The 19,222-nt window shown below is 39.9% G+C and carries 19 protein-coding genes; 1 reads left to right on the forward strand and 18 read right to left on the reverse strand.

Features of this window, described 5'->3' with window-relative positions; translation table 11 throughout:
* Window positions 1-38: 38 nt before the first annotated feature.
* From PRK60_RS05440 to rpsO, 3 genes are all read right to left on the reverse strand, one after another.
* Complete coding sequence (locus tag PRK60_RS05440) at window positions 39-932, reverse strand: hypothetical protein (protein WP_273645742.1); 894 nt, start codon at window positions 930-932, stop codon at window positions 39-41.
* A gap of 86 nt (window positions 933-1,018) precedes the next feature.
* Window positions 1,019-2,812, reverse strand: coding sequence for a ribonuclease J (locus PRK60_RS05445; RefSeq protein ID WP_102169069.1), 1,794 nt, complete (start codon window positions 2,810-2,812; stop codon window positions 1,019-1,021).
* 171 nt (window positions 2,813-2,983) lie between these two features.
* Entirely contained in the window at window positions 2,984-3,253 is a 270-nt protein-coding gene (gene rpsO, locus PRK60_RS05450; protein ID WP_102169068.1) for a 30S ribosomal protein S15, read from the reverse strand.
* Between the two features lie 244 nt (window positions 3,254-3,497).
* Here rpsO and rpsT point away from each other — a divergent pair, with 244 nt between their 5' ends.
* Entirely contained in the window at window positions 3,498-3,752 is a 255-nt protein-coding gene (gene rpsT / locus PRK60_RS05455) for a 30S ribosomal protein S20 (RefSeq protein ID WP_003716879.1), read from the forward strand.
* 161 nt (window positions 3,753-3,913) lie between these two features.
* Here rpsT and holA read toward each other — a convergent pair whose 3' ends face one another.
* The 15 genes from holA to PRK60_RS05530 all read right to left on the reverse strand — a co-directional run bounded on the left by holA (window position 3,914) and on the right by PRK60_RS05530 (window position 19,221).
* Window positions 3,914-4,951 (reverse strand): DNA polymerase III subunit delta, encoded by a 1,038-nt coding sequence (gene holA / locus PRK60_RS05460; RefSeq protein WP_273645743.1) that lies wholly within the window; start codon window positions 4,949-4,951, stop codon window positions 3,914-3,916.
* Window positions 4,921-7,140, reverse strand: coding sequence for a DNA internalization-related competence protein ComEC/Rec2 (locus PRK60_RS05465; RefSeq protein WP_273645744.1), 2,220 nt, complete (start codon window positions 7,138-7,140; stop codon window positions 4,921-4,923). Before PRK60_RS05465 ends, holA begins: the two co-directional genes overlap by 31 nt.
* 50 nt (window positions 7,141-7,190) lie before the next feature.
* Window positions 7,191-7,676 (reverse strand): ComE operon protein 2, encoded by a 486-nt coding sequence (locus PRK60_RS05470; protein ID WP_191912589.1) that lies wholly within the window; start codon window positions 7,674-7,676, stop codon window positions 7,191-7,193.
* A gap of 63 nt (window positions 7,677-7,739) precedes the next feature.
* On the reverse strand, window positions 7,740-8,384 hold the full coding sequence (locus PRK60_RS05475) for a helix-hairpin-helix domain-containing protein (RefSeq protein WP_102169064.1): 645 nt from the start codon (window positions 8,382-8,384) through the stop codon (window positions 7,740-7,742).
* Window positions 8,385-8,552: 168 nt separating this feature from the next.
* Window positions 8,553-9,602 (reverse strand): SepM family pheromone-processing serine protease, encoded by a 1,050-nt coding sequence (locus PRK60_RS05480; RefSeq protein ID WP_178695404.1) that lies wholly within the window; start codon window positions 9,600-9,602, stop codon window positions 8,553-8,555.
* Window positions 9,586-10,107, reverse strand: a complete 522-nt coding sequence (coaD, locus tag PRK60_RS05485; protein WP_102169062.1) for a pantetheine-phosphate adenylyltransferase — start codon at window positions 10,105-10,107, stop codon at window positions 9,586-9,588. Before coaD ends, PRK60_RS05480 begins: the two co-directional genes overlap by 17 nt.
* Before the next feature lie 5 nt (window positions 10,108-10,112).
* A complete protein-coding gene (rsmD, locus tag PRK60_RS05490; protein ID WP_102169061.1) occupies window positions 10,113-10,670 on the reverse strand; it encodes a 16S rRNA (guanine(966)-N(2))-methyltransferase RsmD in 558 nt (185 codons plus the stop codon).
* 2 nt (window positions 10,671-10,672) lie between these two features.
* Window positions 10,673-10,951, reverse strand: coding sequence for a DUF2129 domain-containing protein (locus tag PRK60_RS05495; protein ID WP_102169060.1), 279 nt, complete (start codon window positions 10,949-10,951; stop codon window positions 10,673-10,675).
* Between the two features lie 5 nt (window positions 10,952-10,956).
* Complete coding sequence (locus PRK60_RS05500; protein ID WP_392391020.1) at window positions 10,957-12,165, reverse strand: FtsW/RodA/SpoVE family cell cycle protein; 1,209 nt, start codon at window positions 12,163-12,165, stop codon at window positions 10,957-10,959.
* 117 nt (window positions 12,166-12,282) lie between these two features.
* Complete coding sequence (gene typA / locus PRK60_RS05505; protein WP_102169059.1) at window positions 12,283-14,127, reverse strand: translational GTPase TypA; 1,845 nt, start codon at window positions 14,125-14,127, stop codon at window positions 12,283-12,285.
* A gap of 107 nt (window positions 14,128-14,234) precedes the next feature.
* Window positions 14,235-15,020, reverse strand: coding sequence for an inositol monophosphatase family protein (locus PRK60_RS05510; protein WP_273645745.1), 786 nt, complete (start codon window positions 15,018-15,020; stop codon window positions 14,235-14,237).
* Window positions 15,010-15,306, reverse strand: a complete 297-nt coding sequence (locus PRK60_RS05515) for a UPF0223 family protein (protein WP_273645746.1) — start codon at window positions 15,304-15,306, stop codon at window positions 15,010-15,012. The genes PRK60_RS05510 and PRK60_RS05515 overlap by 11 nt, the downstream gene beginning before the upstream one ends.
* A gap of 119 nt (window positions 15,307-15,425) precedes the next feature.
* Window positions 15,426-16,853: a dihydrolipoyl dehydrogenase gene (gene lpdA, locus PRK60_RS05520; protein ID WP_273645747.1), complete on the reverse strand. Its 1,428-nt coding sequence runs from the start codon at window positions 16,851-16,853 to the stop codon at window positions 15,426-15,428.
* A 5-nt stretch (window positions 16,854-16,858) separates the two neighbouring features.
* A complete protein-coding gene (locus PRK60_RS05525; protein ID WP_273645748.1) occupies window positions 16,859-18,199 on the reverse strand; it encodes a 2-oxo acid dehydrogenase subunit E2 in 1,341 nt (446 codons plus the stop codon).
* A 44-nt stretch (window positions 18,200-18,243) separates the two neighbouring features.
* Window positions 18,244-19,221, reverse strand: a complete 978-nt coding sequence (locus tag PRK60_RS05530; RefSeq protein WP_102169054.1) for an alpha-ketoacid dehydrogenase subunit beta — start codon at window positions 19,219-19,221, stop codon at window positions 18,244-18,246.
* Window position 19,222: the final 1 nt, after the last annotated feature.

The raw sequence follows: 19,222 nt of genomic DNA on the forward strand, positions 1-19,222 counted from the left end.
AACTATCTGCCAATTTGTAAATAATTTAATTCATGTTTTTATTGTAATTTATCAATGAACTGATTTAGTCTTTTCTGCCAATGAATAATCTGTTCGTTTTTACCACTATATTCACCTGTAGTAGCTCGTTTATACATTACATCAACCCACTGTTCTGGATCCGTGATTGCCTCATCAATTAACGGGTTCAACAAAATTGCTTGAAGATCCAGTTGAATTTGTAACGCTCTCAGGATTTGCGGGTCGGTTTGTCCTAATCGCTTGCTTAATATTTGCTGACACTTAACTATTACAGAATTTTGATAAGCGGTCGGTAAATTGTTAGGAATAATCAAATGCTCTTTCTGATCGATACACAGCATTGTAATTTCCTCTTGGCACTTAAGCTGTTGCAATATATTTAAAATATCAGCTTTAACAAATTGCTGGGTAAATGGATCACGAAGTAGAAACTTTGCACCAACCATAAAATCAGCTAGTGGGAGCTGATCGGCAGCTAATAGTCGCTTTCGTTGCTCTTCTAGCGGGTAATCACCAAGATGATAGAAAGCCCGGAGTTGGTTTTGAATTGTCGTCTTAAATTCCTGACGATAGTCCGATTCCGCCTGTTGAACAAGGGGTAGCAGTTCAGTAATTACCTCTTCCGGCTGGCGTAAAATCATTGCTCGCGTAGAAACAAAATGCTGAGCCTTTAATCCAACCTGAACAAGGAACTTCACATCATTTGAAAACACTTGAGGATTCTGAGTGGCAACTTGATAGGCAAGCTTATACTGCTTTGAATTATACAGTGCCCTCGTTGTCCACTCGGTAAGTCGTTCGTCATCCACCTCATTTTGTAAATCAACCAAAATTGTCGTTGCATCACGCCACTTATTTTCCGTAAAAAGCTTCTTAGCCCTTTCAAACTGTTCTGTTTGTTCAGGATTCATTTTACTTCACCTTCAGTTCTTTTAAAATCAAGAAACCAGGAAGTTTAGTTCTAAATACCCAACTCCCTGATTTCCTCCAGTATTATTTATGCGTTATTTTTCTTGGCATGGTGTTTCCGCCCACGGCCACGACCCGAATGCCGTTTTGCTTTTTTCTTATTATCCTGTTTATTAGGCTCACTCTCTTCATTTTTCTGAGAACTAACCTTTTTCCGTGAATTTTGGTTAACTTCCATAATTACCGGAAGGATTACTGGATGTCGTTTGGTTTGATCAAACAAGAACCTGTTTAATTTTTCCCGAACATCCTGTTTTAGGTGTCCCCAATCAAATTCCTTTTGATCTAAGTTCTCTTGAACAACCTTCTCAACTAAGTCAGCACTTTGCTTCATCAATTGGCGGTTAGTTTTAACAAAAACAAAGCCACGAGACGTGATTTGTGGACGAGCAACAATTTTCTTATTCTTCCGGTCAATCGTTGCAACAACAACAAAAATTCCATCCTCAGATAATACTCGACGATCACGTAAAACGATATTACCAATATCACCAATTCCTGTCCCGTCAATCATGGTATTAGCAACATCAATGTGTTCACCCACATGGAATTTACCATTCTTATAAGTTAAGACATCGCCCTTATTTACAATAAAGATGTTTTCTACAGGAATACCTACTTCTTCAGCTAATTCTGCATGACGATCTAATAGTCGGTATTCACCTTGAATTGGAACAAAGAACTTGGGCTTCATAAAGTTAAGTATCAACTGTTCATCATTTTGGTTTGCGTGTCCAGATGGATTAAGATCATCTGAAACAAACTTAACCTCAGCTCCGGTCCGATAAATCATATCCTTAGTCTTTTGAACTTCGGTTTCTTGAGCATATGAAGGCGTTGTTGTAACAAAGACTAAGTCGTTATCAGATAAATGAAACTTCGGATTGTCCCCATTAGCAATCTGCTGGAGTGACTTAATTGGTTCCCCCATCTTCCCGGTTTCCAAGATCACAACCTGATCTGGTTCAAGGTCATTGGCTTCTTCCATACTAATAAGCAGATCCTTAGGAAGCTTTAATTTACCTAATTGCATTGCAGTATCAATAATCTGCTCAATATCTTCACCTGAAAGGACCAATTTACGATCAACCTTAACAGCTGCGTCAATAATTTGCTGAACCCGCATAATGTTAGAAGCGACACTTGCAACAACAATCCGCCCTTTTTGATACTTAAACGTTTCAAGGATATATTCACCGATATCCTTTTCACGTGCTGAGGCACCAGTAATTCCTGCTCCTGCAGAATCACTTAACAACGCTAAAACTCCTTGAGAACCAATTTCAGCTAGTCGTGCAAGGTCAGTCTGGTATCCGGTGCTGGCGGTTTGATCAAACTTAAAGTCACCGGTATAAACAATGTTTCCTTCAGACGTTTCCAAGACAATCCCCAATGTTTCTGGAATCGTATGGGTTGTTGCAAAGAAAGAAACAGTAACATCGTTAAAATCAATAGCCGTTGACTCATCAACAACGTGAAAGTCATTAAACTTTTTAACTTCTTTATGACCCTTGACCGCTAATTTTGCTAAAGCAATCGTCATTTCACTACCAAAAACAGGAACGTCAAAATCCATTAAGAAATATGGTAATGCACCAATTGCATCAGCATGTCCATGGGTAAGGAAAACACCGACTATATCGTCTTTTCGTTTCTTAAGATATTCCCAGTCAGGAATAACAACGTCAATTCCCATTAATTCATTTTCAGGGTACTTTAATCCAGCATCAAGAATGAAAATCTGGTTTTCAATCTCGACAGCGTACATATTTTTTCCATTTTCGCGTACTCCACCAAATGGAATTATCTTTATACTACTCATTTAGCGAGCTCCTTTGTTTAGTTTTACCTTTTTCAGGCATTTTATCGTACAAAATCACTATGTAATATCTTACCACAGAATAGTTAAGAATTGGAATAAGAGTACTCTAGAGCTAAAATTTAAAAATAAAAAAGCCAGAACTTTTCAGTCCCAGCTTTCCACGATGATGAATTACCGACGAAGACCCAACTTTTGGATAAGTTCACGGTAAGCATTCAAATCAGTCCGACGTAAGTAAGCCAAAAGGTTACGACGGTGACCAATCTTCTTCATCAAACCACGTTGTGAGTGGTAATCATGCTTGTGTGTACGCAAGTGGTCATTCAATTCGTTAATATCTGCAGTTAAAACAGCAACTTGTACTTGGGTAGAACCAGTGTCACCTTCGTGAGTTGCGAATTCCTTGATAATTTGATCCTTACGTTCTTTAGAAATAGCCATGCTATTTTCCCACCTTTCAATTTTTAAATGCGCCAAGTTCTAAGTATTGCGTCGGTGAGGATCGCAAAACTGAGAAGAGGCATGGTTCGAATAAACCTTTAATAATATAACCAATTTTCTTCCAAGATGCAAGTCAATCGTTTCAAAATTCCTCTTTACTATTGCATTGAGAACTAGTCTTTTGTATAATGACAGATGTTGAAAATTCTGGTCAACTGAATATTGGGTAACGGAGGTGAAACTCATGCCAATTATTAAATCAGCAATTGAACGTGTTCGTACTAGCGAAAAAGCTGAAGCACGTAACGCATCCCAATTAAGCAAAATGCGTACTGCTATCAAGAAGTTTGACAAGGCAAAGCTTGCTGGCGCAGATAACCTTGATGATCTTTACAAGGCTGCAATCTCAGCAATTGACCGTGCCCACTCAAAGGGTCTTATCAAGGCTAACAAGGCTGCTCGTGACAAGTCACGTCTTTCAGCACGTTACGCTAAGTAATTAAAAAAGTGAAACTGGAAAGTTTCACTTTTTTATTTTTTAAACAAAAGGAACTATAACATAAGCATTATTATCTCGATAAAACATGGACTGTGCAATTAACAAAGGGGCTTCAGCGCTCGGTAAACTCCGAACTCTGAAACCCCTTTTGTTGATCATAGTCAACCCATCCCTACGCCTTGTTGCTGTCCATACTGAAGCATAAACAGTTGGAAGAGTAGCTTGGGATCGCGTTGTGTTGTTTTCAATGCTTTTTCAATGTTAACCAATCCTAAGTATGCATTCTCTAATGCAAGCAAACTAAATTGACGAACGGTTCGCAGTCCCAGCTTAACCCGATATGGGTGAACTTTTAATTTCTGCGCCAAGCTCCCTTGACTAAGTCCTCGTGAACTCAAAATTTTTATTTGCAATAATAAGCGAAACTGGCTAATTAATACTGCATTAATCCTTAATGGCAGTTGTTGTCCCGCAATTAATTGATCATACAAGTCAATAGATCTCGTTTGATCATGCTTAAGAACAGCATTAACTAAATCAAAAACGTTTTCATCAAGTGATTGGGGCACTAGCTTTTCAACCGCCTGCTGGGTAATATGACGATCCTGGTATGTCAATAACTTTAACTTGCTTAAATTAGCATTCATTAACTCATAGTCAGCATTGGTCCGTTGAACTAGCTCGTCAATGGCCGCTTCATCAATTGTATACTGATTGCTAGTAAGCTCAGCACGGACCTGTTGACGAGCATGTGCTTCATCCAATGGAGCGGTATCAACCGTCACCGCTACCTTTTTTAACTCTTTAACAATCTTTTTACGACCATCCAGCTTTTCATATGGGGCTAAGAAAACCAAAATAGTTGATGGCTCCGGATGTTGTAAATAATTACTTAGCGAGTCAAGATCGTGTTCGATTTTTGTTGGTCCTTTTTCTCCAATAAAGAAATACGGCTTATTGATCAAAACTAGCCGTCGTTCACCAAAAAATGGGGCTGCCATCGCATCATCAAGTGCAACTGCTAGCGGTGTTGTTTCCATATCATAGCTTCCCACATTCATTACCCGTTCTTCTTCTGGAATCAGATTAATAAACATCTCACGTACACGTTGTATCAATACCTGCTGCGTTCCAAGGGCAAGATAGACCATTGCAGGAGTTTTACTCGTTATTTGTTGTTTAAGCGTGGTAACATCCACCCGTATTCATCTCCTTTTAGTTTTGTTTGCCAATGATAGTTGTTTCCATAGTAACGATACCGAATCATTCCATACTTCTGGGTTGATATTGACTTAACATTATTTTTTCCTAACGTAATTATTGTCTCTTGATTAGGATGGCCGTACCGGTTTTGTCGTCCAGCGGAAATAATACCTATTCGTGGAAGAAGTTGCCTTATGAATTCCGGATCACTTGATGTTCTACTACCATGATGACCTAATTTTAAGACATCTACTCGTAAATCAGGGTTGCGTTGAATAACATTTCTTTCTCCCTGACGATCCAAATCTCCCATAAACATAAATTTAAGCTGACCAAAGGCTCCTACTAAAACCATTGAATCTTCATTTCTTCCTCTTCCTCTGTCAAAAGGGTGCAGAACATGGAGCTTTGAGCATGATAATTTATTACCAGCTACTACTGGAAGAATTTGGGGAGCTTGTTGATAATCGACAGGAATTAACTTCATCAAGGAATACTGCTTTTCCATTCCCTTTGGCACCACAATCCGCTTTACTCTAAAGTTTTGTAAAATCGACGTTAAGTAACCAATATGATCTAAATCATGGTGGCTAAGGTAAATTGTATCGATTTTACTAACCCCGCAGCTCTTCAAATAATTAATGCTGGTCTTCGTAGCATAATCCCTTTTTGCTCGCGTAAGTCGTTTCCCAAATGATAATTTTCCACCTGTATCAATGAGTTCAACCCGATTACTAAACGGGTAGCGAATTATCACACTATCACCCTGACCAATATCAACAAAGCTAACCTCACCATATAGTGGTACATGAACAGTGATAAAAGCAATGGCATACAAACCGGCAAGAAAAAGCAATGTTCTCAGCCGATAATGATCAATTATTAGTAAAGTTACAATAAACAGTAACCAAATAATGATAACTGATGGTTTGCCAAACCTAATCAATCCTGGCCAACTACTTAGTTCACCTAAAAGCCATTCAAACTCCCTTAGCAAGGAATTAACAAGTACTGGGAAAAGTGGCAACCATTTAAATAACAATGCGCTAATAATTACAGCTGGGAAAATAATTTCCGAAAAGAATGGAATTATAAGGAAACTACAAATAAATGTTAAAAGGTGAATTTCATAAACAAATGCCAACACTGATGGCAAACTAACCAAGTTTAGAAGTAATGACTGTCGATAAGAGCGAATATTATCAGGAATAACCTGTAATGCAAACGATAATAAATAACTTAACTGACCACCGAGAGTTAGGAGAAGCCAAGGATCAAACAATAAACCGCCAAGCAGACTCATTGCCCACCCATCAAGCGAACTTAATCCCGTCACCCGTTGAATCAGGCTCATTTCCGCCATGATCACAGCTCGAATCAGACTAATCGAGCCACCACCAATAATTAAATAAACTGGCAGGCTAACAATTAAGAACCATTCAATATCTTCGCGATTAAAGCGTACCCTAATCAATCCCTTTCTTAGGCAATCGATTATTAAAACAACGTGCATCCCAGAAATACAAAATAAATGTAATAACCCTAACCGTTTAACATTCTCCAACATCTCCGCACTCTGGTCATTCTTCATCCCCAAAATTAGTTGTTGACAATAACTAGCAAGTGGGTGAGGGAAATGGCTAAAGTAGGTAGATAACTTTGCACGTAAAATATGACACCGTTGGGTTAATCCTGGCTGATAATCGTTCTCAATTCGCAGTTGTTTACACTTAACCTGATTATAAATATGGAACTGCCAATAATAACGTTGTGAATCAAATTGATTAAAATTAGTAGCCGGCTCAAGAGGATGCTTATTCCCGGAAATTGTCCACCGCACTAGTTCCCTTGTCTTGCTAATTTTTTGGACTTCCCGATAATTTTTTGCAAAGTAAACTAGAATTATCCTTTCACCGGTTTTAATATCTGTTGCCCGAGCACTAATAAAATAGTCATTACTTGTTACTTGATCTGGTAAAACCAAGTATGTCCGATTAGTAATCTCGCACTGTTGCTTGACCGTAGTTGACCGAATCTTCTGCTGTTCATTAAAACACCCAACTGATACAAGAACTGCAATACAGCACGTTATGATTAAAATTAGTCGTTCTTTTAAGCTAATGATTCGATAAAAGATTAACGCAAGCAGAATCAGCAGCCAATAATAATGATTTAGGATAATCACCGTTACTAATCCGGCAACAATCGCCGGAAAAATAACCCGATTATAAATCGTTACTTCTGCTCTGGATGGATGTATTGATCCAAAGCAACCTGTTCAAGGATATTGTCGTCTAATTTAATTTGATTAAGGCGGATATTCTTTAATTTAATTAGTTTCATAGCATACTCATCATTATGATAATTCCGAATATAGTTAATTTCCTTGATTCCAGCCTGCAAAAGACTCTTTGTACACTGCAAGCAAGGAAAATCAGTTACGTACAAGCTAGCACCATCAGTAGAAATCCCAAACTTCGCACATTGCAAGATTGCGTTCATCTCAGCATGAATAGTTCTTACACAATGACCATCACGTAGGTAACACCCCTCGTCAATGCAATGCGCATCCCCCGAAACAGAACCATTGTAACCACCGGCAATAATCCGCTTATCCCGTACTAAAACGGCACCAACAGATAACCGATTACAAGTACTTCTTGATGCTAATAGTGCTGCTTGGATCATAAAATATTGATCCCAATCAATCCTCTTTTTCATCTTTTCCACACTTTCCGAATACTTTTGATGACTAGTATAACAAACTTAAAATCAAACTAAAAATTAGACTGCTAACATCGGTTTCAACTTAGTAACGGTTTTTTCACCAAAACCATTAATATTTTTTAGATCATCGACCGAATTAAAATTTCCATGTTCCTGACGATATTTGAGGATTAGATCCGCTTTTTTATCCCCGATTCCCGTAATCTTACATAATTGCTCTTTAGTAGCGGTATTAAGATTAACAATTTCCTGACCACCATTAGGAGTGTTCTCATTTGTTGCCGAGGTTGATAATCCCCCTCCCGATAATGATGCCGGAATTTGTTCACCCTTTTTCGGAATATAGATAACCTGAGCGTCAACTAGCTGCTTAGCCAGATTCACTTGGTTCATATCAGCATCGGGAGTTTCATGACCCGCCGCAGCTAAAGCTTCATTTATCCGCGAACCTCCCGACAATCGATAAACTCCTGGATGAAGGACTGCTCCCTTAATGTCGACACATACGGCCTTCCCTCCCTTCACCTGTGATTGTTTCTGGGTGGTCGGTATTTTCTTATCAGTCGTCACAAAGGGATCATTATTAACACTAGTCTGTAGATGATATACTTTTCCACCAACTATGATAACCCCTACTAAAAGAACGCCAACCATAATTATTTTATTACGGTAATTCAACCAGATTTCCTCTAAGTGTTCCATAAATTATCCCCTACTAATAAAGAACGCTAAAATTTAGTTTTTGCACGTTTAAATTTTAAAAAGGGAAGAATAACCTATATCCTCATTCTTCGGAGACCCACTCGACCTTCAATCCAAAAAATAAGAGACCAGAAAATTGCTGTTCTCTGATCTCTAACTTAACACCTGCTATGGATGTGCTTTTAAATATTTAACTGCATCATTAAATGACGATACTGGCACTACTTTCATCCCCGGTGCAGACTTTTGTGCGGTTTTCTTGGCTAATTGGTAATTCGTCATGTGTTGCTCTTCATACTTGAGAAGGAGCTTAGATGGCTTGACATAAGGGGCAAAGAAGATTGTTGCACCAGCTTTATGGGCCGCAATTACCTTTTTGTCAATTCCACCAATTTCACCAACCGAACCATCAGGATTAATCGTTCCAGTTCCAGCAATCTTCCGTCCGTGGCGTAAATCCTGACCAGTCAATTGCTGGTAGATCTGTAAGCTGAACATTAAGCCACCAGAAGGTCCTCCTAGCTGGCCCGGATTAACCTTAACCGGAATTTTAGTATGAACCTTAACATTATCAGTCAAAACAATCCCAATTCCAGCCCGAGAACTAGCAATCTTTACTAATGGCTTAGTAACCGTATGCTGATGACCATCATGAAGATAGGTTACCGTTAACGGTGAACCGACTTTTCGCTTAGCAATATACTTCTGAAATCCTTGAGCGGTATCAAAGTGATGACCATTAACTTTGGTTATCGTATCACCAACTTTAATATCTTTTTTGAATTTTGAATTCTTTTCAACTTCAAGAACATAGATCCCCAGGTACCGTTTGCTGACTTCCTGATGGGCAGCTTTATATGCGTTCGCAATCGCTTCATTAATTGCGCTTTGCATGTAAAAGTCTTGAACCTTATCAAAGGTTGCATTATTTTGACCACCAGTAACGGCTTGCTTGCTTTCAATTGTATTATAAGGGGTTAACTTAGCCCAAAGATAGGTTGCAGGACGCGCTTGCTGAAGATAAACAGAAGTAATCATGAAGCTCCCCTTTTGCTTATCAGGATGGCCCTTAATTTTAACGTAAGAACGTAAACTATCAGCGGTCCCCGGACTCTCAATATACTTATTAAGCGGCCAAAACAGGAACCAGCCGACAAATAATACGGCAAATAAAGTTAGTAATATTCGCCGCATAATTAACTTATCTTGTTTTTTCATTATGCTCCTTAACCTGCTTTAGCTTCTCCTCTTCAATCCGCTGTTTCAGTGCTTCATTAATGTTTTTTGGCAAGTAAGCAGAAATATCACCACCAGAAGATGTAACTTCCTTTAAGATACTGCTAGACAAGTGCTGATATTCTGGCTTTGCAAGGAAGAATACCGTCTCACACTGATCATCTAAGAAATTATTCATTGCGGCAATATCACGTTCATATTGAAAATCGGTTGTATTCCGCAAACCACGCATTAAGTAATCGGCACCAATTCTATTCATTAAATCAACGGTTAGGCCGTCATTCGTGATTACTGAAACATTATCCAACCCCGAAACGGCTTCACGAATCTGTGCTACCCGTTCTTCAACCGTAAATAACGGCTTTTTACTGCGATTAGTCATTACCGCAACTGCTAACTGATCAAATAGCGCACTTCCCCGTTTAATCAGGTCAAGATGTCCTAACGTCAACGGATCAAATGTTCCGGGAAATACTGCAACTTTCATTCTATTTACCCTCTTTCAAATCGATAAAAATTCAAAACCGTAATTCCGTAATTCTGTCGTTTAATAAAGCTAAACGAATCTATATTCTCAGGCAGATTAGCTTCCTGATTAGTTTCGGCAACTATTAATGCATCATCATTCAGAAGATTAAGTTCAGCCATTCTTGTCATATCCTTAACAATCTGCTGTTTAGCATATGGGGGGTCAAGATAAACCAAGTCAAACTTTTTTTCCTGTTTTACAAGAACGGTCAAGGCTTTGCGCGAGTCCATCTTCAAAACAGTGAATTTTTCAGGATGCTTTGTTACCCCAATATTATCCTTAATCGTCTTAATTGCCGAATAAGCGCGGTCAACTAAAGTAGCATGCTCAATTCCTCTTGAGACTCCCTCGATACTAAGGCCACCACTACCGCCATATAAGTCTAGACTCGTTCCGCCACTAAAATAAGGACCAATAATGTTAAATAATGCTTCTTTTACTTTATCAGTCGTCGGTCGCGTCGCCATTCCTGGAACAGCACTTAATCGACGACCACCAAATTCACCAGCAACAATTCTCATTTTTAATCATCCTCATCATGTTGTTTGTATAAACCTGTTTGTTCCAGATCGGTTAAGGTTGGATCGAGATCTGGGCGAGCAGAACTAATAACTCGCTTAACCGCACGCAAATGTTGAACTCGCTCTTTAACTTCATCGTAACGATCCTGATTAACGTATAGAATTGCATAATGGAAATGCTTTGATGCATACCGCAACTGACCATAATGATGTAAGCTTCGCAATACCCGACGTCCATTGTAGTAGACAATGATTGCTCGTCGTTTGGTTAAGTTGAACATGGTCTTTACCCCCTAGCACTTCTTTGTTGACGAACGCTTCTTCGTAATGCCCGCTGTTTATTTTGCTGGATACTAATATTCATAATGATTCCAACAGTGAATGATAGGATCAGCATACTCGACCCACCGTAACTAATAAAGGGAAAAGTTACCCCAGTAATTGGCAACAAACCTAAAACTCCCCCAATATTAAAGAATGCTTCAATTAAAATAAACGTCGCCGAACCATAGCACAGTAACATCTCATACATTGAATTACTACGGACGCCAATTTGAATCATCCGACAAATGATGATCATCAATAGTATTAGAATAACACTAACACCAACAAGTCCTAGTTCTTCACTTGTGATTGACATAATAAAGTCGGTGTTTGGTTCAGGAAGGTAGCCCATCTTCTGAACACTATTTCCCAGACCAGAACCAAAAACACCACCATTACTGATCGCATAATACGAATTAACTAACTGACTTCCAGATCCAGAAGCATTACCGAATGGGTTCAAGAAAGCCACAAATCGTGCCATCCGATAACCATGAATCAAGCCACTTTCAACGGCTTTTTCAACTAATAGGTAGCACATTGTCGGAATAATAAGCAAAACACTAATTCCAAAACTCCAGCGAAAATCACAGGCGAGAAAAAGAACGGCAACAATCATCACATTAATTGCCATCCCTCCGATATCAGGTTGGAGAACAATTAAGAGCAAGCAAAGAGCAACTACCAGCCAGGGACCACCCCCAGAACTAATAAAGTGATCATTTCGAGCCCGAACCCGTGCCATCCGATCAGAAAGATATAAGATAAAATAAATCTTACAAATTTCCACTGGTTGAATGTTAATCACACCAAGGTTAATCCACCCCTTGGCCCCATTGACCGCATGACTCAGCACAAGAACAAACAAGAGCATCCCAACCATCACAAGTGTTGAATCACGTAAAAAACGTGGCGTTCGGTAATGCCTTAGGGGATAGTTAGCCCCAAAAATTAAGCAGCCGATCCCCATAATTACATAGATCGTTTGCTTAATCAGGTAGGAAGTTGGGTTTCCTCCATTCTGCATTTCAATTGCTGAACTAGCAGAATATACCATGACAATTCCAATCATACACAAAACTAAGTAGGGGACCATTAAATAATAATCCCAGTAATGAAAGTTCTTTCTGATCTGAGAAATATGAATTTTATGAATATGTTTAACTTTCACTATTGCACCTACCTAATTGAAAAAATTCTCTTTTATTATACACCAAAAAGAAAAATAGTCCTGAAGATGATGTAAAGACTACCATCCACAGCACTATTCTTAAAATAATATTATTAATTACTTCCGTGAAGCAGCACGACGACGCTTAGCTTCCTTTTCACGGGCATTAGTATTCAAGATCTTCTTCCGCAGACGAATATTTTCTGGAGTAACTTCACAGTATTCGTCTTCATTCAAGAATTCAAGTGATTCTTCAAGTGAGAAGTGAGTAGGTGTCTTGATATGAGCCATTTCATCGGAACCAGCAGCCCGAACGTTAGTCAAGTTCTTACCCTTGGTGATGTTAACCGTAATATCATTTTCACGACTGTTCTCACCAACGATCATTCCCTCGTAAACTTCAGTACCTGGATCAATCAATAATTGTCCACGACTTTCAATTCCCATCATAGCATAGGTGGTTGCCTTACCGGCATTCATGGAAACAAGAGTACCCTTTTGTCGACCAGGGTTCCAATTCTTAATTACAGGAGCATACTTTTCAAAGGTATGACTCATAATTCCGTAACCACGGGTCATCGTCATAAATTCGGTTGAATAACCGATCAATCCACGTGATGGTGCTAAGAAGATTAACCGAGTTTGACCATTCTCACCTGGTTCCATGTTCTTCATTTCACCCTTCCGCTTGGAAAGACTATCAATAACTGAACCAGTGTATTCATCTGGTGTATCAATTTGAACTTCTTCGAATGGTTCACACATTACACCATCAATTTCCCGGTAGATAACTTCTGGACGTGATACTGATAATTCATAACCCTCACGACGTAAAGTTTCAATTAAAATTGAGAGGTGTAATTCACCACGACCTGAAACAGTCCAGGCACCTGGATCATCCGTATCTTCAACCTTTAATGAAACATCAGTCTGCATTTCACGCTTCAACCGGTCTTCAAGTTGACGGGCAGTAACAAACTTACCTTCACGACCAGCAAATGGTGAATCATTAGTCCGGAAGGTCATCCGTAATGTCGGCGGATCAATCCGCAATGGTGTAATTGCTTCTGGATGTTCTGGATCTGTTACGGTTTCACCAACATTGATGTCTTCCATTCCGGATACAGCAATTAAGTCACCGGCTTCAGCTTCCTTAATTTCCAACCGCTTCAATCCGAAGAAACCGAATAGCTTAGTAACCCGGAAGTTCTTCTTTGAGCCGTCAAGCTTCATTAAGGTAACGTTATCACCAACCTTGATCTTGCCACGGAAGACCCGACCAATACCAATTCGACCAACAAAGTCATTGTAATCCAAGATCGCAACTTGGAATTGAAGAGGCTCATCAGAGTTATCAATTGGTGCAGGAATCGTCTTGATAATGGTATCAAACAATGGCTTCATGGTATGTTCTTGAGTAGAAATATCAGAATCATAGCTTGAAGTACCGTTCATTGCTGAAGTGTAAACAACAGGGAAGTCAAGTTGATCTTCATCAGCCCCTAATTCAATAAAGAGGTCAAGAACTTCGTCAACAACTTCTTCAGGACGAGCACCCTTACGGTCAACCTTGTTGATAACAACAATTGGTGTAAGGTGTTGTTCAAGAGCCTTCTTCAAAACGAACCGGGTCTGCGGCATGGTTCCTTCAAAGGCATCAACAACCAAAAGAACACCATCAACCATCTTCATAACCCGTTCAACTTCACCACCAAAGTCAGCGTGTCCTGGAGTATCAAGGATGTTAATTTGGTACTTACCATATTTAACAGCAGTGTTCTTTGACAAGATGGTAATACCACGTTCACGTTCAATAGCGTTAGTATCCATTGCCCGATCTTCAATGGAGAAGTGTTCTGGCAAGGTATCTGATTGTTTAAGCATTTCGTTAACTAAGGTAGTCTTACCGTGGTCAACGTGGGCAATAATCGCAATGTTCCGAATGTCGTCACGAGATTTCAAGATTCAATCTTCCTTTCATCTTAACTCTACTCTAACAAGTTCAGTATACACTGTCCCGCGAGTGATTTCATAAAAAAACTGCGACAAATTAGTCACAGCTTCGACAACTATTTAGTAATCTGCCAGATGTCCTGACAAACTTTTTTCGTTGCTACTAATACAGTGTTTGATGATAGCACATTAAGCGGTTGGTCGTCAATTGTTTTCACTAGCAAACTAAGTTCTTCTGCAATTACCCTTCCGGCAGCAATATCCCACGGCTTTAACCTTGACGTATACCCACCTAATTGGCCATTTAACACGTGGATTGTTTCAATTCCTGCACTACCATACATTCTTAGTCCAGCAGCCCGCTGAGCAATTTCTTGTTGATGACACTGATTTTTAATTAATTGCCAGCCATTAATTGCAATTAAACTATCTGCTAAAGAAGAATTGGCTGGTGCCTTTAATTGCTGCTCATTGACATATGCTCCATGTCCTCGCCAAGCATGGTATAAGCGCTTATTCATGACATCCATAATGTAGCCTAACGTTGGCTCCCCATCACAATACAAGGCTACCATAATGGCAAAATGATCCCGTTGCTTAACAAAGTTTAGCGTTCCATCAATCGGGTCAATAATCCAGACATTCCCATTTAAATCCGGATTGATTTTTTGGTTAAAGCTCTCTTCTTCGCCAACAATTCGTGCTGATGGGTCAATTTCTAAAAGACGCTTCCTAATTAATTGTTCATTCTGGCGATCAACATTGGTCACCAAATCATTAGCTGACGACTTAGTATCAACCTTAAGCGGTGTATTCATTAGCTCAATTGTCTGCTCTCGAACATTCCACAAAAGTTCTTGAACTTTTTGGTCAAACCTTTCTAGCGTTTCACTATTTATCATCCTGATTCACCCGTATCTTCCCAGCTGTTTTTTCTTTTGCTGCCTGCATTACCTTATATAAGGAATAACCAGAAGTATCCTCAAAGCGCTTCCCTAACTGTTTTTCATATGCCTTTGAGTTTGCTACCTGCTTAAACTTTTTATACTGATCGATAATTGCCTGCCGGTCAATACCAATCTCATACGCATCTTCTACTACCCGAAACATACCAATCACTTCGTTCATTTCATCAATTGTCCAATCAGGATCAATCGGATAAGAATAACTATTCTGCTTAGTCGCCATCAACCATCACATCCTTTCATTATATTGTTATCTACTACCATTTATTTTAGCTTTAAACCCACAAAACACGCTACCAAAATGATAGCGTGTTTTGGAATTATGGATGTTTTTTCGACATTCTAAATGTGAGTTGGGAAACCAAGAGCAACATCAGCTGCTTCTTGAATTGGTTCATTCAATGTTGGGTGTGGGTGAATTGTCAAAGCAACATCTTCAACGTTCATTCCACAGTTAACAATCAATGAAAGTTCCCCAGCTAACGTACTTGCTTCTGGGCCAACTACTTGTGCACCAACAACGTTCTTCTTATCCTTAGTGTAGATAAAGCGAACGAATCCTTCTGGCTCATCAAGTGAAACGGCACGTGCATTACCGGCAAATGGGAATTGTGCTGTAGCAACTTCGATTCCCTTTTCCTTAGCTTGGTCAGCGTTCATACCAACTTCAGCCAATTCTGGATCTGCGAAGCAAACTGCAGGAACACCAACCCAATCATTGGCAGTATTCTTACCAGCAATTGCACCAGCAGCAGTCTTCCCTTCGAAGAATGCCTTGTGTGCTAAGGCAGGACCTGGAACAATGTCACCAATAGCATAGATATGATCAACCGAGGTCTTACCTTGCTTATCAACAACAACCTTACCATGGTCATCCAGCTTAACACTGGTCATTTCAAGACCAAAGTTGTCGGTGTTTGGCTTCCGGCCTACTGAAACCATGCAGTAGTCAGCAGTCAATGATTGTTCTTTGCCATCTACTTCATAGTTAACAGTAACACTCTTGTCGTCTTGTGAAGAACTCTTTGCCATTGCATTTGTAACAATGTCAATGCCCTTCTTCTTCAAGTTCTTTTCAACAACTTTAACCATGTCCTTGTCAAAGCCATTCAAAATTGAACCGGTTCCTTCAAGAATTGTTACGTGTGAACCAAGGTCAGCATATGCACCAGCCAATTCAGTACCGATGTAACCACCACCGATAACAACGAACTCTTTTGGAATTTCAGGAAGGTTCAAGCCACCGGTAGAATCAATAACCCGACCATCAAACTTGAAGCCCCTGATTTCAACTGGACGTGAACCAGTAGCAAGAATTAAGTTATTCCACTTAATTACCCGGCCATTATCATTATCCATGAATTGCTTAGGACCAGTCTTCATAACCCGAAGTTGTGAGTCATTGTCCATAACAGCTTCACCATCAATGATTTCAACCTTGTGCTTCTTTAAGAGCATCTCAACACCACGGGTCATCCGGTCAACAACCTTGTGTTGCTTCCAATCTTGAGTTTTTGCAAAGTCAATTGAAGCATCAGTCTTTGAGATTCCGTATGTTGAAGAATCTTTAGCTTGTTGCAAACGGTGACCAGCAACAATTAATGCCTTTGATGGAACACAACCAACATTAAGACATACACCACCAAGTCCTGGTTCACCCTTTTCAATCAAGGTAACCTTTTGACCTAATTCTGAGGCACGAATAGCGGCAACGTAACCACCAGGACCTCCACCTACAATAACAGTATCTTTTTGTTCAACATCAGCCATACTAATTAGCCCTCCATCATTAATAATTCAGGATCTTCAAGGAGCTTCTTCAAGTAGTTCAAAGCTTCTGTAGCAAGGGCACCATCAATCAAACGGTGATCAACGGTTAATGACAACTTCATGTTGTGACCAACGACAATTTCACCATCTGCGTTAACAATTGGTTCAGTTGCAATTGTACCCATACCAAGGATAGCTACTTCTGGTTGGTTGATGATTGGGGTGAACCAGCCACCACGCATTGAACCAATGTTAGAAATAGTCATGCAACCATGAGCCATGCTATCAGGGCTAAGCTTGTTTTCTTCAGCAGCTTCAGCGTTATCAGAAATTTCCTTAGCGATTTCAAACATGCTCTTTGAGTCAGCATTCTTAATGTTAGGGTTGTAAAGACCGTGATCAGTGCTTGTAGCAATGCCAATGTTGTAGTAGTGCTTTTGAACAAGTTCTTGAGTACTGTCATCAATTGAACTATTGAATTCTGGGTACTTCTTCATCATCGCAATCAGAGCCTTAACAACGTAAGGTAAGAATGTTAAGTGAATGCCTTGATCAGCGGCAATAGCCTTGTACTTCTTCCGGTTAGCCATCATCTTTGAAACTTCAGCGTTTGCGAAGACAGTAACCATTGGACTGATGTCAACAGAATCACGCATGTTCTTAGCAATGATTTGACGCATCTTGGATAATGGTTCACGAGTTTCAGCATCCTTGCCGGCACCTTCATAAGGCTTAATAGCATTACCCGCAGCTGGAGCACTAGCAGCAGTGCTTGCAGTATTAGCAGCAGGAGCTGAAGCGGAAGCACCATTAAAGTTGTCAATATCTTCTTTTAATACCTGACCGTGATTACCACTTGGTTGAACCAATGAAATGTCAACACCCTTATCACGAGCATATTGACGTACAGATGGCATTGCCATAACAAGCTTATTTGGTTCAGCTAATGGTGCTACTCCGCCTTGCTTTGGAGCAGGTGCAGGTTCACTAGAAGCGGCTGGGGCTTCACTCTCAGCTGGAGCACTTGATTCTTCAGCAGCAGTGTCGTCAGCACCGTCATCGGCATCTTCGGCGTCTTCACTATCAACGTTTGTGCTTACACCATCCTTGCCATCATCGATCAATACAAGGTCATTACCCTTTTCAACGTGATCGTCTTCCTTTGCTTCGATCTTCTTAATCGTCCCAGCAACAGGAGAAACAAGTTGGGTAGTTGATTTATCAGTTTGAATTTCTACTAATGGGTCACCATCTTTGACTTGATCGCCTTCCTTAACTAAGAAAGAAGCGATGTCCCCTTCAGTCAAACCTTCACCCATTTCAGGTAGTCTAAATTTATAAGCCATATCGATTTAACTTCCTTTCTTAATCAGTGGTGTATGCACCGCGATTAATAATTAACAGCTTGTGTTGCGGCATCTTCAATGTCATCAGCACCAGGAAGCCATACATTTTCTGCTTGTGGGAATGGGTAAACAGAGTTTGGAGCAGCTACACGAATAACTGGAGCATCCAAGTACATGATGGCACCTTCTGAAATAGCAGAAGCTACTTGTGCACCGACACCGGCCATCTTTTGTGCTTCTTGAACAATTACTACACGGTGAGTCTTCTTGATAGATTCAAAGATAGTATCTGTGTCAAGTGGGTAAAGTGAACGGAGATCGATAATTTCTGCTGAGATATTCTTCTTAGCAAGCTTCTTAGCAGCCTTTTGAGCTTCTGAAACTTCACCACCATAAGCAATGATTGTTACATCGTTACCTTCTTCAACGACATTTGCCTTGTCCAAAGGAACAGTGTACTTGTCATCAGGAACTTCGCCCTTAACTGAACGGTAGAGACGAAGGTTTTCAAGGAAGAGAACTGGGTCATTATTTTCAATAGCGGAAATAACAAGTCCCTTAGCATCATAAGCTGAACTTGGCGTAACAACACGAAGACCTGGAATACCTACAAAGAAGTTTTCAAGATCGTCCCCGTGTAATTCAGCAGTATGAGTACCACCACCGTATGGAGTACGGATAGTGATTGGCATGTTCTTAGTGCCATCATATTGGAAACGTACCCGTGACATTTGTCCAGCAATTGAATCCATTGCTTCAAAAGTGAAGCCCATGAATTGAATTTCTGGAACTGGACGCCAACCAGTAGCGGCTAAACCAATTGATAGACCTAAAATACCAGATTCAGCTAATGGTGTACTAAATACACGATCCTTACCGTACTTTTCTTGCAAGCCGTTAGTAGCACGGAAGACACCACCGTTTTTACCAACATCTTCACCGAAGACCAAGGTCTTTGGATCTTCAGCCAAAGCAATGTCAATACCTTCAGTAATAGCTTTGATATAAGTCTTTTTAGCCATG

The organism is Limosilactobacillus portuensis, from assembly GCF_028607025.1.
Taxonomy (GTDB): Bacteria; Bacillota; Bacilli; order Lactobacillales; family Lactobacillaceae; genus Limosilactobacillus; species Limosilactobacillus portuensis.

What these genes read in the sequence shown, in the direction of transcription:
- PRK60_RS05515 (WP_273645746.1), bottom strand. Translation starts at nt 15,306, where the DNA reads ATGGCGACTAAGCAGAATAGTTATTCTTATCCGATTGATCCTGATTGG.
- PRK60_RS05480 (WP_178695404.1), bottom strand. Translation starts at nt 9,602, where the DNA reads ATGAAAAAACAAGATAAGTTAATTATGCGGCGAATATTACTAACTTTA.
- PRK60_RS05530 (WP_102169054.1), bottom strand. Translation starts at nt 19,221, where the DNA reads ATGGCTAAAAAGACTTATATCAAAGCTATTACTGAAGGTATTGACATT.
- PRK60_RS05440 (WP_273645742.1), bottom strand. Translation starts at nt 932, where the DNA reads ATGAATCCTGAACAAACAGAACAGTTTGAAAGGGCTAAGAAGCTTTTT.
- rsmD (WP_102169061.1), bottom strand. Translation starts at nt 10,670, where the DNA reads ATGAGAATTGTTGCTGGTGAATTTGGTGGTCGTCGATTAAGTGCTGTT.
- rpsT (WP_003716879.1), top strand. Translation starts at nt 3,498, where the DNA reads ATGCCAATTATTAAATCAGCAATTGAACGTGTTCGTACTAGCGAAAAA.
- PRK60_RS05470 (WP_191912589.1), bottom strand. Translation starts at nt 7,676, where the DNA reads ATGAAAAAGAGGATTGATTGGGATCAATATTTTATGATCCAAGCAGCA.
- PRK60_RS05495 (WP_102169060.1), bottom strand. Translation starts at nt 10,951, where the DNA reads ATGTTCAACTTAACCAAACGACGAGCAATCATTGTCTACTACAATGGA.
- coaD (WP_102169062.1), bottom strand. Translation starts at nt 10,107, where the DNA reads ATGAAAGTTGCAGTATTTCCCGGAACATTTGATCCGTTGACGTTAGGA.
- PRK60_RS05525 (WP_273645748.1), bottom strand. Translation starts at nt 18,199, where the DNA reads ATGGCTTATAAATTTAGACTACCTGAAATGGGTGAAGGTTTGACTGAA.
- lpdA (WP_273645747.1), bottom strand. Translation starts at nt 16,853, where the DNA reads ATGGCTGATGTTGAACAAAAAGATACTGTTATTGTAGGTGGAGGTCCT.
- PRK60_RS05445 (WP_102169069.1), bottom strand. Translation starts at nt 2,812, where the DNA reads ATGAGTAGTATAAAGATAATTCCATTTGGTGGAGTACGCGAAAATGGA.
- PRK60_RS05510 (WP_273645745.1), bottom strand. Translation starts at nt 15,020, where the DNA reads ATGATAAATAGTGAAACGCTAGAAAGGTTTGACCAAAAAGTTCAAGAA.
- rpsO (WP_102169068.1), bottom strand. Translation starts at nt 3,253, where the DNA reads ATGGCTATTTCTAAAGAACGTAAGGATCAAATTATCAAGGAATTCGCA.
- PRK60_RS05475 (WP_102169064.1), bottom strand. Translation starts at nt 8,384, where the DNA reads ATGGAACACTTAGAGGAAATCTGGTTGAATTACCGTAATAAAATAATT.